Annotated in this window: 14 protein-coding genes; 10 read left to right on the plus strand and 4 right to left on the minus strand. The window is 72.4% G+C overall.

What is annotated here, in order from left to right; all coding sequences use genetic code 11:
- The first annotated feature begins 214 nt into the window (after positions 1 to 214).
- Positions 215 to 1072, plus strand: coding sequence for a hypothetical protein (locus ACIRRH_RS32645; protein WP_403074540.1), 858 nt, complete (start codon positions 215 to 217; stop codon positions 1070 to 1072).
- Positions 1073 to 1079: 7 nt separating this feature from the next.
- Here ACIRRH_RS32645 and ACIRRH_RS32650 read toward each other — a convergent pair whose 3' ends face one another.
- Together ACIRRH_RS32650 and ACIRRH_RS32655 are read right to left on the minus strand one after the other, a co-directional pair.
- A complete protein-coding gene (locus tag ACIRRH_RS32650; RefSeq protein WP_403074542.1) occupies positions 1080 to 2402 on the minus strand; it encodes a D-arabinono-1,4-lactone oxidase in 1323 nt (440 codons plus the stop codon).
- A 104-nt stretch (positions 2403 to 2506) separates the two neighbouring features.
- On the minus strand, positions 2507 to 3775 hold the full coding sequence (locus ACIRRH_RS32655; RefSeq protein WP_403074544.1) for an MFS transporter: 1269 nt from the start codon (positions 3773 to 3775) through the stop codon (positions 2507 to 2509).
- 132 nt (positions 3776 to 3907) lie between these two features.
- Between ACIRRH_RS32655 and ACIRRH_RS32660 the strand changes: the two genes are divergently transcribed.
- Positions 3908 to 5050, plus strand: a complete 1143-nt coding sequence (locus tag ACIRRH_RS32660; protein WP_403074546.1) for a ferrochelatase — start codon at positions 3908 to 3910, stop codon at positions 5048 to 5050.
- A 41-nt stretch (positions 5051 to 5091) separates the two neighbouring features.
- Positions 5092 to 5910, plus strand: coding sequence for an inositol monophosphatase family protein (locus ACIRRH_RS32665; protein ID WP_403074548.1), 819 nt, complete (start codon positions 5092 to 5094; stop codon positions 5908 to 5910).
- A 159-nt stretch (positions 5911 to 6069) separates the two neighbouring features.
- On the opposite strand, the gene ACIRRH_RS32670 is transcribed toward ACIRRH_RS32665, so the two are convergent.
- A complete protein-coding gene (locus ACIRRH_RS32670; RefSeq protein WP_224282990.1) occupies positions 6070 to 6255 on the minus strand; it encodes a hypothetical protein in 186 nt (61 codons plus the stop codon).
- Positions 6256 to 6697: 442 nt separating this feature from the next.
- On the opposite strand from ACIRRH_RS32670, the gene ACIRRH_RS32675 reads away from it, so the two are divergent.
- The 4 genes from ACIRRH_RS32675 to ACIRRH_RS32690 all read left to right on the plus strand — a co-directional run bounded on the left by ACIRRH_RS32675 (position 6698) and on the right by ACIRRH_RS32690 (position 10717).
- The gene (locus tag ACIRRH_RS32675; RefSeq protein WP_030057689.1) at positions 6698 to 7351 is read left to right on the plus strand and encodes a response regulator transcription factor; all 654 of its coding nucleotides are present in this window, start codon (positions 6698 to 6700) and stop codon (positions 7349 to 7351) included.
- Between the two features lie 73 nt (positions 7352 to 7424).
- Complete coding sequence (locus ACIRRH_RS32680; protein WP_403074550.1) at positions 7425 to 8726, plus strand: sensor histidine kinase; 1302 nt, start codon at positions 7425 to 7427, stop codon at positions 8724 to 8726.
- A 235-nt stretch (positions 8727 to 8961) separates the two neighbouring features.
- A complete protein-coding gene (locus tag ACIRRH_RS32685) occupies positions 8962 to 9945 on the plus strand; it encodes an acyl-ACP desaturase (RefSeq protein WP_403074552.1) in 984 nt (327 codons plus the stop codon).
- A gap of 472 nt (positions 9946 to 10417) precedes the next feature.
- Complete coding sequence (locus ACIRRH_RS32690; RefSeq protein WP_030285479.1) at positions 10418 to 10717, plus strand: DUF4193 domain-containing protein; 300 nt, start codon at positions 10418 to 10420, stop codon at positions 10715 to 10717.
- Positions 10718 to 10985: 268 nt separating this feature from the next.
- Here the strand turns inward: ACIRRH_RS32690 and ACIRRH_RS32695 are convergent, their stop codons facing one another.
- Entirely contained in the window at positions 10986 to 11435 is a 450-nt protein-coding gene (locus tag ACIRRH_RS32695; protein ID WP_224282987.1) for a DUF3093 domain-containing protein, read from the minus strand.
- Positions 11436 to 11570: 135 nt separating this feature from the next.
- Between ACIRRH_RS32695 and ACIRRH_RS32700 the strand changes: the two genes are divergently transcribed.
- The 3 genes from ACIRRH_RS32700 to ACIRRH_RS32710 all read left to right on the plus strand — a co-directional run bounded on the left by ACIRRH_RS32700 (position 11571) and on the right by ACIRRH_RS32710 (position 13486).
- Positions 11571 to 12149 carry a PaaI family thioesterase gene (locus tag ACIRRH_RS32700; RefSeq protein ID WP_224282992.1) on the plus strand — a complete coding sequence of 193 codons (579 nt, stop codon included), beginning with the start codon at positions 11571 to 11573 and terminating at the stop codon, positions 12147 to 12149.
- Positions 12146 to 12613, plus strand: a complete 468-nt coding sequence (dut, locus tag ACIRRH_RS32705) for a dUTP diphosphatase (protein WP_224282986.1) — start codon at positions 12146 to 12148, stop codon at positions 12611 to 12613. The genes ACIRRH_RS32700 and dut overlap by 4 nt, the downstream gene beginning before the upstream one ends.
- Positions 12614 to 12682: 69 nt before the next feature.
- Positions 12683 to 13486: a DUF3710 domain-containing protein gene (locus ACIRRH_RS32710; RefSeq protein WP_403074554.1), complete on the plus strand. Its 804-nt coding sequence runs from the start codon at positions 12683 to 12685 to the stop codon at positions 13484 to 13486.
- Positions 13487 to 13723 lie beyond the last annotated feature (237 nt).

A 13723-nucleotide genomic window follows, 5' to 3' on the forward strand; every position in this document is an offset into this window, starting at 1 on the left:
GTGGCATCCAAAGGGGCGGCTCGCCGCTCAAGTCTCCCGCGATTCACGGGAATCTCAAGAGCGTGCTCCCCCGATGGCGGACCGGCGTCGGACGAACGGTGATCATCTTCACACAATCCGGGCGCGAAGAACCGCATTTTCGTCCCTTGTGTCCTTCTTTGGGCAAGATGGACAGTCTTGTTCGAAGGACAGTCGTACGGACCGAGGGATGTTGATGCCGGAGCGGAGCCCCGCCGAGGAGGGCGGCAAGGCCAAGGAGGAGCGCAGGCGCATCGATCTGAGTGTGGCTCAGGTCGTGGCGAGTGCGCTGGCAACGGTGGTGGGCGCGCTGCTGGCCTCCGAACTGGGGGTGTACGGCACGATCCTGGGTGCCGCCGTGGTGAGCATCGGGGCCACCACCGGCAGCGCGGTGTTCCAGCACATCTTCAAGCGGACCGGGGAGCAGCTGCGCGAGGTGGTGGACCGGGGGCCGAACCAGGCCGCCAACACCCTGCGCCAGGTGCCGGTCGAGTCCGGGGAGCCGGCGCGGCCGCCGGTGATCACCTCGGAGTGGAACGAGCCGCAGGTGGTGCGGGCGCGTCGGCGGTGGGGCTGGAAGACGTACGCGGCGGTGTCGGGGCTGGTCTTCCTGTTGGCGATGACGCCGATCGTGGCGTTCGAACTGGCCACCGGGCAGCCGGTGTCGGCGACGGTCAAGGGCGAGTCCGGCAACGGCACGTCCTTCGGCGGCTCGGTGGCGCCCAAGTCCTCCCGGCCGCAGGACGCCCCGGTGGACCGGCAGTCCCCGGGCGGGGGCCAGGAGGCCACGCCGTCCGGCGGTGCCTCGGCCCCGGCGACCACCCGGCCGGGCCGGGTGCCGGGCGACACGCCGAGCACCGGCGCGGGGACGGCCTCGCCCTCGGCGGGCCCGAGCGCCACCCCGTCGGCCGGCGCCTCCCCGTCGGCGGGCGGTGGGAGGCCCACCGGCGGGGCGACCCCGCAGCCGCCGGCACCGAGCAGCGCCCCGGCGAACGACCCGGCGAAGGCGCCGGTGGCCCCGCCGCCGGCCGACGGGACTGCCGGGACGCCGTAGGGACGCGTCAGGCGCCCAGTACCCGGCGCAGGTAGTCGTTGCCGAACACCCGTTGCGGGTCGACCTCGTCGCGCAGCGCGGTGAAGTCGCCGAAGTGCGGGTAGACGCCGGCCAGGTACTCGGCGTCGCGGGTGTGCAGTTTGCCCCAGTGCGGCCGGCCCTGATGGGCGGTCATCAGCTGTTCGACGCCGGTGAAGTAGCCCTGGTCGGCGGTGCCCCGGTAGAGGTGGACGGCGATGTAGGCGCTGTCCCGGCCGGAGGCGGTGGAGAGCCAGAGGTCGTCGGCGGGGGCGAAGCGCACCTCGACCGGGAAACTGACCTTCCAGTCGGAGCGCTCGACCAGGGCCTTCAGCTCGCGCAGCACCTCGCCGACGGCCGCGCGCGGCACCGCGTACTCCATCTCCACGAAGCGGACCTTGCGCGGGCTGGTGAACACCTTGTGGGCGGTGTCGGTGAAGCTGCGCTCGGACCAGGCCCGGCTGGCCAGCGAGGCGATCGAGGGGATCGAGCCGGGGAAGCGCCGGCCGACCCGGCAGGCGCCCTCCCAGACGGTGTTGGAGAGGAAGTCGTCCTCCAGCCACTCCTTGAACCGGGGCAGCGGTGCGGCCGGGCCCTGGCTGCGGTTGTTGCGCTTGGTGGAGCAGCGGTCGGTGTGCGGGAACCAGTAGAACTCGAAGTGCTCGTTGACGGCGGTGAGGTCGTCCAAGCGCTCCAGCACCTCGTCGAAGCCCATCGGCTGCTCGTGCGCGGTGAGCAGGAAGGCCGGCTCGACGCCGAAGGTGAGCGCGGTGATCACGCCGAGGGCGCCGAGACCGAGCCGGGCGCCCTGGAAGAGCCGGGGGTTCTCGGTGGGGGAGCAGCGCTGGACGGTGCCGTCGGCGAGGACGATCTCCAGCGCGCGGATCTGCGCGGCCAGCGAGCCGGAGTCGCGGCCGGTGCCGTGGGTGCCGGTGCTGGTGGCGCCGGCCACGGTCTGGACCTCGATGTCGCCCATGTTGGTCAGGGAGAGGCCCTCGGCGGCGAGGACCCGGTTGAGCCGGTGCAGCGGGAGGCCGGACTCGACGGTGATGGTGCCGGCCTCGCGGTCGATCGCGCGGACGGCGGTGAGCGCGTGCGGGCGGATCTGGACGCCGTCGCCGGCGGAGGCGATCGAGGTGAAGGAGTGGCCGGAGCCGACGGCCTTGACGGTGCGGCCCTGTTCGGCGGCCCGCAGGATCTCCTTGGCCAGCTCCTCCACGGTGCCGGGGGCGGCGGCCCGGGCGGGCCGGGCGCTCTGGTTGCCGGCCCAGTTGGTCCACCGGGTGGGCGTCGCGGTACTGGCCTGGGGCATTGCGCTGCCTCCTGCTCCGTGGCCGAACGGGTCGGCGCGGTCCGGGGCGGCGCGGCCGCCCTACCCGCGGGTAGGCCCGCGGGTAGGGCGAGAGATTAGTCAGTTCACCGTTCGGCGTCTACGGTCCGTCCGGCCTCTTCGACGGCGACCTCGGTGCCGGGTTCGGCGGTCAGTCCGGCCCGCAGCCGGCCGAGGCCGGCGAGGGCGGCGAGCACCCCGAGCAGGCCGGCGGCCATCGGCACCCAGTAGCCCGCAGCGGCGCCGGAGGCGTCGATCACCCAGCCGCCGGCCGAGGAGCCGGCCGCGACGCCGAGGGCCAGGCCGGTGGTGGTCCAGGTCATGCCCTCGGTCAGCTGGGCGGCCGGGACGAGGCGCTCGACCAGGGCCATCGCGGTGATCAGGGTGGGGGAGATGGCGATGCCGGCGATCAGCAGCGCGGCGCCGACCACGACCAGCCCGCCGACGCCGTGCACCGCGTGGGCGACCAGCAGCAGGGGCACCATGCTGACCGCCATGAACAGGACGCCGACGAGGAAGCGCACCGCCATCGAGCCGGTGAGCTTGAGGGTTCCGAAGACGACCCCGGCCAGGCAGGAGCCGAGCGCCCACAGGGCGAGGATCACGCTGGAGACCGACTTGTGGCCCTGGGCCTCGGCGTAGGCGACGGTGACCACCTCGACCGAGCCGAAGATCGCGCCGGTGGCGACGAAGGTCAGGATCAGCACCTGGAGGCCGCGGTTGAGGATGACCGAGCCGCCCTCGTGCCGGGCGGCCGGATGGACCGGCGGCTCGGTGGAGCGCTGCCCGGCGAACAGCAGGACGCCGACGGCGAGGAAGATCCCGGCGAGCAGCACGCCGGCCTCGGGGAAGACGGAGGTGGCCAGGCCGATGGAGAGGATCGGGCCGACGATGAAACAGACCTCGTCGACCACGGCCTCGAAGGAGTAGGCGGTGTGCAGCTTGCCGGTGTCCTCGCGGTAGAGGTGGGCCCAGCGGGCGCGGACCATCGCGCCGGTGCTCGGCATCACGCCCATGCCGGCGGCGAAGACGAACAGCGTCCAGTCCGGGGCCTCCATCCGGGCGCAGAGCAGCAGGCCGGTGACGGCGACGATGGTGATCGCCATGGCGGGGACGATGATCCTGCGCTGGCCGTGCCGGTCCACCAGTCGGGAGACCTGCGGTCCGAGGACCGCGGCGGAGATCGCGAGGCAGGCCGAGACCAGGCCGGCCACCCCGTAGGAGCCTCTGAGCTGGGACAGCATGGTCACGATGCCGATCCCGGTCATGGAGATCGGCAGTCGGGAGACGAAGCCGGTGGAGGAGAAGGCCAGAGTGCCGGGGGAGGCGAATATCTGGCGGTAGCTGGACAGCACGGGAGCTCCGGGCGGGGGGAGTAAGGAACAAGGCTGGCGTACACAGCTTACGTATGTTGGCAAACGGTATTTTCCGGACAGCGGTGCGGCCCCGGCGGCGGCGCCCGGCCCCTCAGTGGCAGGATCGGCTCCATGTCCGACGCGCGCAAACCCTCCCCCTCCGGCGCCGCCCCGTACGACGCCCTGCTGCTGCTGTCCTTCGGCGGGCCCGAGGGCCCCGAGGACGTCGTCCCGTTCCTGGAGAACGTCACCCACGGCCGCGGCATCCCCAAGGAGCGGCTGAAGGAGGTGGGCAAGCACTACTTCATGTTCGGCGGGGTCAGTCCGATCAACGGGCAGAACCGCGAGCTGCTCGCCGCGCTGCGCAAGGACTTCGCCGAGCACGGGCTGGACCTTCCGGTCTACTGGGGCAACCGGAACTGGGCGCCCTACCTGGTCGACACCCTGCGGGAGCTGGCCGCCGACGGCCACCGCCGGATCGCCGTGCTCGCCACCAGCGCCTACGCCGGCTACTCGGGCTGCCGCCAGTACCGGGAGAACCTGGCCGACGCGCTGGCCGCGCTCGCCGAGGAGGGCGCACCGGCCCTGCGGGTCGACAAACTGCGGCACTTCTACAACCACCCGGGCTTCGTCGAGCCGATGATCGACGCCACCCTGGCCGCCCTGGACGAACTGCCCGAGGCCGTCCGGGCCGGCGCCCGGCTGGCGTTCACCACCCACTCCGTCCCGGACACCATGGCCGAGACCTCCGGCGCCCCGGACGACCCGGCGCGCGGCGAGCCCGGCGGCGCGTACGTCGCCCAGCACCTGGACGTGGCCCGGCTGATCGCCGCCGCCGTGGCCGAGCGCACCGGCGTGGCCGGCCGGCCGTGGGAGCTGGTGTACCAGAGCCGCAGCGGGGCCCCGCACATCCCGTGGCTGGAACCCGACATCTGCGACCACCTGGAGGCCCAGCACGCCGGGGGCGCACCCGCCGTGGTGATGGTCCCGATCGGCTTCGTCTCCGACCACATGGAGGTCAGGTACGACCTCGACACCGAGGCCGTCGCCAAGGCCGCCGAGCTCGGCCTGCCGGTGGCCCGGGCCGCCACCGTCGGCGCCGACCCCCGGTTCACCGCCGCGGTGCGCGAACTCGTCCTGGAACGGGCCGCCACCGAGCGCGGTGAGCGTGTGACCCGCTGCGCCCTCGGCACCCTCGGCCCCAGCCACGACGTGTGCGCGGTGGCCTGCTGCCCCAACCCGCGCGCCCCGCGCCCGGCCGTCGCCGAGCGCTGACCGCCCGTCCAGCCCGTTCCGTCACCCCGGAGGAGAACCCCGTGCCCACCCCCGCCCTGCCCGACGACGGGCTCCTCGACGACCTGCTGGAGGTCGCCCTGGACGCGGCCCGGCAGGCCGGCGCCCTGCTGCGTGACGGCCGCCCCGCCGACCTCGGCGTGGCCGGCACCAAGAGCAGCCCGGTCGACGTGGTCACCGAGATGGACCTCGCCTCCGAGAAGCTCGTCCTGGAGCTGATCACCGACCGCCGCCCGGAGGACGGCTACCTCGGGGAGGAGGGCGCCGAGCGGCCGGGCACCAGCGGGGTCCGCTGGGTCGTGGACCCGCTCGACGGAACGGTCAACTACCTTTACGGGCTGCCCTCCTGGGCGGTCAGCGTGGCCGCCGAGGTGGACGGCCGTGCGGTCGTCGGTGTGGTGTACATCCCGGCCCGCGGAGAGCTGTTCCACGCCGTCCTGGGCCGCGGGGCCCGCCTCGACGGCCGGCCGGTCTCGGCCCGCCCGGCCCCGCCCTGGGGCCAGGCGCTGATCGCCACCGGCTTCAACTACGTCCAGCCGGTACGGGTCCGGCAGGCCGAGGTGCTGTTGGCGCTGATGCCGGAGGTGCGGGACATCCGCCGGGGCGGGGCGGCCGCGGTGGACCTGTGCGACGTCGCCGCCGGGCGGCTGGACGGCTACTACGAGCGGGGCCTGGCCCCCTGGGACCGGGCGGCCGGTTGCCTGATCGCCACCGAGGCGGGCGCCCTGGCCGGCGGCCGTCCCGGGCACGGGCCGGACCGCGAGCTGACCGTGGCCGCCGCCCCGGGGGTGTACGAGCCGCTCCAGGAGCGGCTGGCCGCGCTGCGCGCCTGGGCGGACTGACCGGTTCCGGCCGTCCCGCCCCCGGAACCCCGGGGGCGGGACGGCCCCGGACATGCGAAGAGCCCTGACATACGGGGGGTGCCAGGGCCTGGTTTCGCACGGCCCCCGCAGGGCCGCTGGTGCCGGAGGTCCGGCGACGGGTCGGTTGTGCCGGACGGATCAGGCAGCGGTGCGGTGGCGCTCCAGCACCGTGTCGATGCCGTGGTCGGCGGCGAGCCGGCGGAGGTCGTCCAGCTCGGACTGCTCCACCTCGGCGAGGAACTCGTCCCCGGCCTCGATCGCTCGGTGCAGATCCTGCTCCGCGTTGGCTATGCGCTGCAGGATTCCGGCCTTGAAGGCGTCCATACGGGCCCCCTTACTGTGTCGGACGTGCACGGTCGTGCGCTCTCCGCCCCGAGGAGGTCCAGCCGGTGAATGCACCCAGGCCGGAAGGTGGTGAATCTCCGGACAGGTGCGGAGACGGCTTTCGGCCGCTCCCGGTGATGTCCCAGCCCCAGGGCCGGCGCGGATGAACGCACGGCGAGTGGGTGCGACCGGCCATCAGCCAGATCGCGGGTGTGCAGCTGTCCTCCCCGCCCCGGGGGCCGGGAAACCTCCCGGCGGAAGAAAGTTGCCCGTGTCACAGTCCAAGCGGACTGGTGCGGGTGCGAACGGCCATTTCCGAGGACCGGGGTGCCGTGCCCGAGAGGCAGCTTATCGCTGCTTTACCGCCGGACCAGGCAGGATGGAGGCACCGTCGGAGCCGTGCGTCCGCTTCCGGGGCCGGCCTGGAGAAGGGACAACGACCGTGCGGGTTCTCGTCGTCGAGGACGAGCAGCTGCTTGCCGAGGCCGTCGCGACCGGCCTGCGCCGCGAGGCGATGGCCGTCGACGTGGTGTACGACGGGGAGGCCGCGCTCCAGCGCATCGCGGTCAACGACTACGACGTCGTCGTCCTGGACCGCGATCTTCCGCTGGTGCACGGGGACGACGTCTGCCGCAAGGTGGTCGAGCAGGGCCTGGCCACCCGGGTGATCATGCTGACCGCCTCCGGCGACATCAGCGACCGGGTCGAGGGCCTGGAGATCGGCGCGGACGACTACCTTCCGAAGCCGTTCGCGTTCAGCGAACTCGTCGCCCGGGTGAGGGCGCTGGGCCGCCGCGCGACCATCCCGCTGCCCCCGGTGCTGGAGCGCGCCGGCATCTCGCTCGACCCCGGCCGGCGCGAGGTGATCCGCGACGGACGCACCGTCCAACTCGCCCCCAAGGAGTTCGCCGTCCTGGAGGTGCTGATGCGGGCCGGCGGCGCCGTCGTCTCCGCCGAGCAGCTCCTGGAGAAGGCCTGGGACGAGCACACCGACCCGTTCACCAACGTCGTGCGCGTCACCGTGATGACGCTGCGCCGCAAGCTCGGCGACCCGCCGGTGATCGTCACCGTGCCGGGTTCCGGCTACCGGATCTGACGACCGGAGTCCGCCCACCCGAGGACTCCCTGCCGTGAGCGCCCGCCCCGGCGGACGCCCCGAGAGGACCATCATGACCACCCCGCCCCCGGCCGGCGGGCCCTCCGGCGCGCCCGCCGGCGGCCCGCGTGCCGTACCGCCCAAGCCCCTGCACCCCCCGGGCTCGGCCCGGTCGAACCAGACCTACGTCCCCGGCGACGGGGTGCTCGCCTGGCTGCCCTTCCGCCCCACCATCCGGATGCGGCTCACCCTGCTCTACGGCGGGATGTTCCTGATGGCCGGCGTGGTGCTGCTGCTGGTGATGTACTTCTTCGTCCAGCAGGCCCTCCAGAACGTCGGCCAGCCGCACCTGCTGCTCAACGGGCCGGGCATCTCCGTGCGGACCCCCGACGGCCTGACCCTCACCAACCAGTCCGCGCTCGACCAGTGGCTGAACGACAACAAGGCCTACCAGGCCAGCCAGGCGCTCAACACCCTGCTGCGCAAGCTGCTCACCGTGCTCGTCTGCCTCGCCGTGATCGCCTTCGCGGCCGGCTACGCGATGGCCGGCCGGGTGCTGCGCCCGCTCGGCCGGATCACCCGCACCGCCCGTGACGTCGCCTCCTCCGACCTGCACCGCCGGATCGAGCTGGACGGGCCGGACGACGAGCTCAAGGAGCTCGCCGACACCTTCGACGACATGTTGGACCGGCTGGACCGCTCCTTCGACTCCCAGCGCCGTTTCGTCGCCAACGCCTCGCACGAGCTGCGCACCCCGCTGGCGATCAACCGCACCCTGCTGGAGGTCCAGCTCTCCGACCCGGCGGCCTCACCCGACCTCCAGCAGCTGGGGAAGACCCTGCTGGCCACCAACGAGCGCAGCGAGCAGCTGGTCGAGGGCCTGCTGCTGCTCGCCCGCAGCGAGAACGAGCTGACCGACCGGCGCCCGGTGGAGCTGTCCGAGGTGGCCACCCGGGCGCTGGAGCAGACCCGGGTCGAGGCCGACAAGCGCGAGGTCGAACTGCGCTCGAAGCTCGATCCGGCCATGGTCGCCGGCAACGGCGTGCTGCTGGAGCGGCTCGCGCTCAACCTGCTGCAGAACGCCGTCCGCTACAACACGCCGGGCGGCTGGGTCGAACTGGCCACCACCGCGGTGCCCGGCGGAGGCGAGCTGGTGGTCTCCAACACCGGCCCGGTGGTGCCCGGGTACGAACTGGAGCACATCTTCGAGCCGTTCCGCCGGGTCAAGGGCGCCGACCGCACCCGCAGCGACAAGGGGGTCGGGCTCGGCCTGTCCATCGTCCGCTCGGTGGTGCGCGCCCACGGCGGCACCATCGAGGCCACGCCGCGCGCCGGCGGCGGTCTCACCATGAGGGTCCGCATCCCCTCGCCGTAAGGGTCCGACGCCCGCCCCTTCCGTAGGCGACCGTTTCCAGCCGCCCCCGCCAGGCCCGTCAAGACGACATAAGGCCTGGCGGGGGCGGCTTGTCATTTCCGGCCCGGGCAACTTACGGTGTCGTAACCTACGCAACCGTAGGTGAATCCGTCGGCGGCCCGCCGACGGGTCCGAACGACCTGTTCCCGTCCAGCGCGCCCGTCCCAGCGCGTGCCGTCCCCTCAGGAGCAAGACCGTGACCATCGCCCCTGTGCAGAGCAGCTCCTCGCTCGTTCCGAGCGGCTGGACCGACGCGCGGCTGATCCTCGCGCTCGAAGAGGTCGTCGAGAAGGAGCTCAACCGCCACCTGGGCGTGGCCCGGGAATGGATGCCGCACGAGTTCATCCCGTGGAGCCAGGGCCGCGACTTCGACGGCGTGCTGGGCGGCGAGGCCTGGTCGGTCGAGCAGTCCCAGGTGACCGCGGTGGGCCGGGTGTCGCTGGTGGTGAACCTGCTGACCGAGGACAACCTGCCCAGCTACCACCACGAGATCGCGACCATGTTCGGCCGCGAGGGCGCCTGGGGCACCTGGGTGCACCGCTGGACGGCCGAGGAGGGGCGCCACGGGATAGCGATCCGCGACTACCTGCTCGCCACCCGTGCGGTCGACCCGGTGGAGCTGGAGCGGGCCAGGATGAGCCACATGTCGGAGGGCTTCGAGTCCGACAACGCGCACAGCATGCTGCACTCCGTCGCGTACGTGGCCTTCCAGGAGCTCGCCACCCGCATCGCGCACCGCAACACCGGCAAGTACGCCGGTGACCCGCTCTGCGAGCAGCTGCTGGCGAAGATCGCCAACGACGAGAACCTGCACATGGTCTTCTACCGGAACCTGCTGAAGGCCGCCCTGGAGATCGCCCCGGACCAGGCCATGCGGGCCATCGCCGACGTGGTCACCAACTTCCGGATGCCCGGCCACGGCATCCCCGGCTTCGAGCGCGCCGCCGCGCAGATCGCCCTCGGCGGGGTGTACAACCTGCGTATCCACCACGACGACGTGCTCCAGCCGGTGCTGCGCCACCTCAAGGTGATGGAGATCGGTGACCTCGGGCCGGAGGGCCTGCTGGCGCAGAACGAGCTGGGCGTGTTCCTGGACGGGTTGGACGGCCAGGCCCGGAAGTTCGAGGAGCGCCAGGCCGCACTGATGGCGCGCCGCCAGGCCCGGAAGAACGCCGGCTGAGGCGCCGCAGCGGGCAGTCGGAGTGGGTGGATTTTCCGTGGTTTGCCCCGGAAGATTCTGAACGTGAGCAAGCTCACACGGTGTCGCTCCGTGATTCCGGGCAACCCCGGAGAGTGATCACCCGATCGGGGGTGCCGATCGCCGTCCGTGACCGGATTTCGACCCGGGACCGGTCCACGGGATCGGTCGGCGCCCCTGGTGGACAAGGGAGGCCGCAGGCACCCACGCCTCTCGCGATCACTGTGCGTGTCCGGTTCGCCGGGTCCGGGGAGGGCTGACGATGGCCCAGCGTGAGGCCTTCCGCAGCCCCGGGGATCACCCCGATGGAGCCCGGGCTGAGTGTCGATTGAGTAACAGGGCTTGAAGTAAGGCAAAATCTCCGCCTCGGGTCGGGCACAAGACCGACCCCCCATGCGTTACGTGCGCTGGAGATACCGCACACACCGCACAACCCGGAGGGGGAGAGCGAAAAATGGCAACCGACTACGACACCCCACGCAAGACCGACGACGAGCTCAACGAGGACAGCATCGAGGAGCTCAAGGCTCGGCGGAACGACAAGGGCGGCAGCTCTGTCGACGTCGACGAGTTCGACGCTGCCGAGGGCATGGAGCTCCCCGGCGCAGACCTCTCGAACGAGGAGCTCGCCGTCCGCGTGCTGCCGAAGCAGGCCGACGAGTTCACCTGCATGAGCTGCTTCCTCGTGCACCACCGCAGCCAGCTCTACAGCGAGAAGAACGGCAACCCGATCTGCCGGGACTGCGGCGCCTGAGCACCGCGGCGGACAGGGCCCGAGGCCCGCGGCTGCGCCCGCGGGACCGGCACACCGCTCCTTCCGGCCCCGGGCAGCGGGGCCGGACGGCAGGTCCGGGAACCGTCCGGTTGGACGGGCCCGGCAGGACGGAGCCGGCCGGCGTACCGGTCAGGACAAAGTCGTAGGGACGGTCCCGCAGCAGCGGAACCGTCCCTCTCCGTTTGTCCGGCCTCTTCCGTCCGGCTCGTGTCCGGGCCCGCCCGGCTCACGGCCGGCCGGGCCCGTCTCAGGTGCGGGCGCCGCGCCGGGCGTCCTCCAGCGCCTCCGCCAGCTTCATCGGCGAGCGGGTCGACAGATAGAGGTACGGCGTCGGGTCGGCCGGGTCGGTCACCTCGATCCGCAGCGCCGTCGGGACGTAGCTGCGCAGCAGCATGAAGGCGCGCGGATCGGCCTTCGGGCCGCGCCAGGCCGCCGCCTCGGCGGGGCTCAGCGCCTGAGCGCTGCCGAGTGCGTCCACCGGGATCCGGGCCGGGCCGGCCACCAGCGAGCCCTGGACCACGCGAATGCGGGCCGAGCCGTAGCTGCTGATCGCGACCGCGCCGGCGGCGATGCCGACCACCAGCCCGATCAGCGCGGCCGGACCGCTGACCCGGATGAGGATCAGCGCGAGTGTGAGACCCATCGCGATCGGGAGCAGCCACCAGGAACGCGGCACCGTGAGGCGTTCGTCGTACATGCCCCCATTGTGGTCGCCCTGACGCCCGGCAGGGGACGCCACCCCCACCGGAGGCCTTCCTACCCCTGGGTAGGGTTGGGCCCCGTGACCGGTACGACTGCCCCCAGCACCCCCACCGCCCGGCCGGCGCCCGCGATGCCGCCGTCCCCGACCACCCCGCCGCCGGACGCCGTCCTGCCGCAGCGCCACCCCCAGGCGCCCGCCCCCGGCACCCGGCTCGGCTCCCACTACGAGCACTGCTTCGGCTGCGGCCCGCAGCACCCCGGCGGCCTGCGGATCGACGCGGTTGCCGGCGAGGGACTCGACGTCACCGCCGAGTTCGCCGTCCGTGACGCCCACCAGGGCGGCCCCGGCCTGGCCCACGGCGGGCTGCTGACCACCGCCATGGACGAGACCCTCGGCACGCTCAACTGGCTGCTGCACGCCCCCGCCGTGACCGGCCGGCTGGAGACCGACTTCCTCAGCCCGGTGCCCGTCGACTCGGTGCTGCACCTGCGCGCCTGGATCACCGGTGTGCACGGCCGCAAGATCTACAGCGCCGCCGAGGCGCGGATCGGCGGTCCGGACGGGCCGGTCGCCGTGCGGGCTCAGGCCCTCTTCATCCAGGTGAAGCTGGAACACTTCACCACGCACGGTCGTCCCGAGGACATCGAGAAGGTCCTCGACGACCCGGATCTGATGAAGCGCGCACGAGCCTTTGAGGTGAACCCTTGAGCGACACCCCCCGCCCGCAGCTGGACGTCCTGATCAAGCGCATCGACCCCGAGCTGCCGCTGCCCGCGTACGCGCAGCCCGGGGACGCCGGTGCCGATCTGCGCACCACCGTCGACGCCGAGCTGGCCCCCGGAGAGCGGGCCGTCCTGCCCACCGGCGTCGCCATCGCCCTGCCGGACGGCTACGCGGCCTTCGTCCACCCCCGGTCGGGGCTGGCAGCTCGTTGCGGCGTTGCCCTCGTGAACGCCCCGGGGACGGTCGATGCCGGGTACCGTGGAGAGATCAAGGTGATCGTCGTCAATCTGGACCCGCACGAGGGGGTCAGCTTCCGTCGAGGGGATCGGATCGCCCAGCTGGTGATCCAGCAGGTCGAGAAGGCCCGGTTCCACGAGGTGGAGGAGCTGCCTGGGTCGGCACGCGCCGAGGGCGGGTTCGGGTCGACCGGCGGCCACGCCGCGGTCTAGCATGCCCGCGGCCTCGCAGGAAGCCGAGCAGGTATTCGCATCGGTCTTGGACCGGGAAGGACAGTGACCGTGTTCCGTCGTCGCCAGAAGAGCGAGGACGCTGTCGAGCAGCTCGCCGACGACGCCATCAGCGCCGACGAGACGGCCGATGACGTCGAAGGTTCCGCCGAGAGCGAGAACGTGACCGAGCTGGACCCGGCCGACAGGGTCGGCCTGCCTCCGGCCCCCCGGCCGGATGGTCCGTGGGACAACTCCGAGCTGGAGAACCCCGAGGAGGGACGAGTCGACCTCGGGGGTCTGCTGGTCCCCGGTGTCGAGGGCATGGAGCTGCGTGTCGAGGTCGCCGGTGACGCGATCGTGGCCGCCACCCTCGTGCTCGGCAACAGCGCCATCCAGCTCCAGGCCTTCGCGGCCCCGAAGTCGGAGGGCATCTGGGGCGAGGTCCGGGAGGAGATCGCCAACGGCATCACCTCGCAGGGCGGCCTCATCGAGGAGGAGGAGGGCCCGCTCGGCTGGCACCTGCGCGCCCAGGTCCCCGTGCAGCTTCCGGACGGCACCCAGGGTGTGCAGCTGGTGCGGTTCGTCGGCTGCGACGGTCCGCGCTGGTTCCTGCGCGGTGTGATCTCGGGCCAGGCCGCGGTGCAGCCGGATATGGCCGGGATCCTGGAGCAGGTCTTCCGGCAGACGGTCGTCGTGCGTGGCGAGTCCCCGATGGCTCCCCGCGACCCGATCGTGCTGAAGCTTCCCGAGGACGCCCAGATGGTCGCCGACGGTGGCGGGGCGGCCGCTGCTGCCGGTGAGGGCGAGAGCCGCTTCGGTGGCGCCTCGCTCGACCCGTTCGCGCGCGGCCCGGAGATCACCGAGGTCCGCTGACCCGGATCCGGCCGGCCCTGATCGGCATGGATCGCCCCTGCCCGGGAGCCCGGGCAGGGGCGATTTGCATGTGGCGGGCAGGTCCCCGTACAGTTCCGGAGTCGCCGCGGGAGACCGGGGCAGCAAAGCGGAAAGCAAATCTGATGAATGAAACTCCGGAAAACGGAGCGGAAAACATCTGATAAGCTGGAAACACGAAAGAACGAAGCCCGGAGGGTCCGCTGGAAGGCGGTCCGA

Origin of the sequence: Kitasatospora sp. NPDC101235 (genome assembly GCF_044767505.1) — a bacterium.
Lineage (GTDB): Bacteria > Actinomycetota > Actinomycetes > Streptomycetales > Streptomycetaceae > Kitasatospora.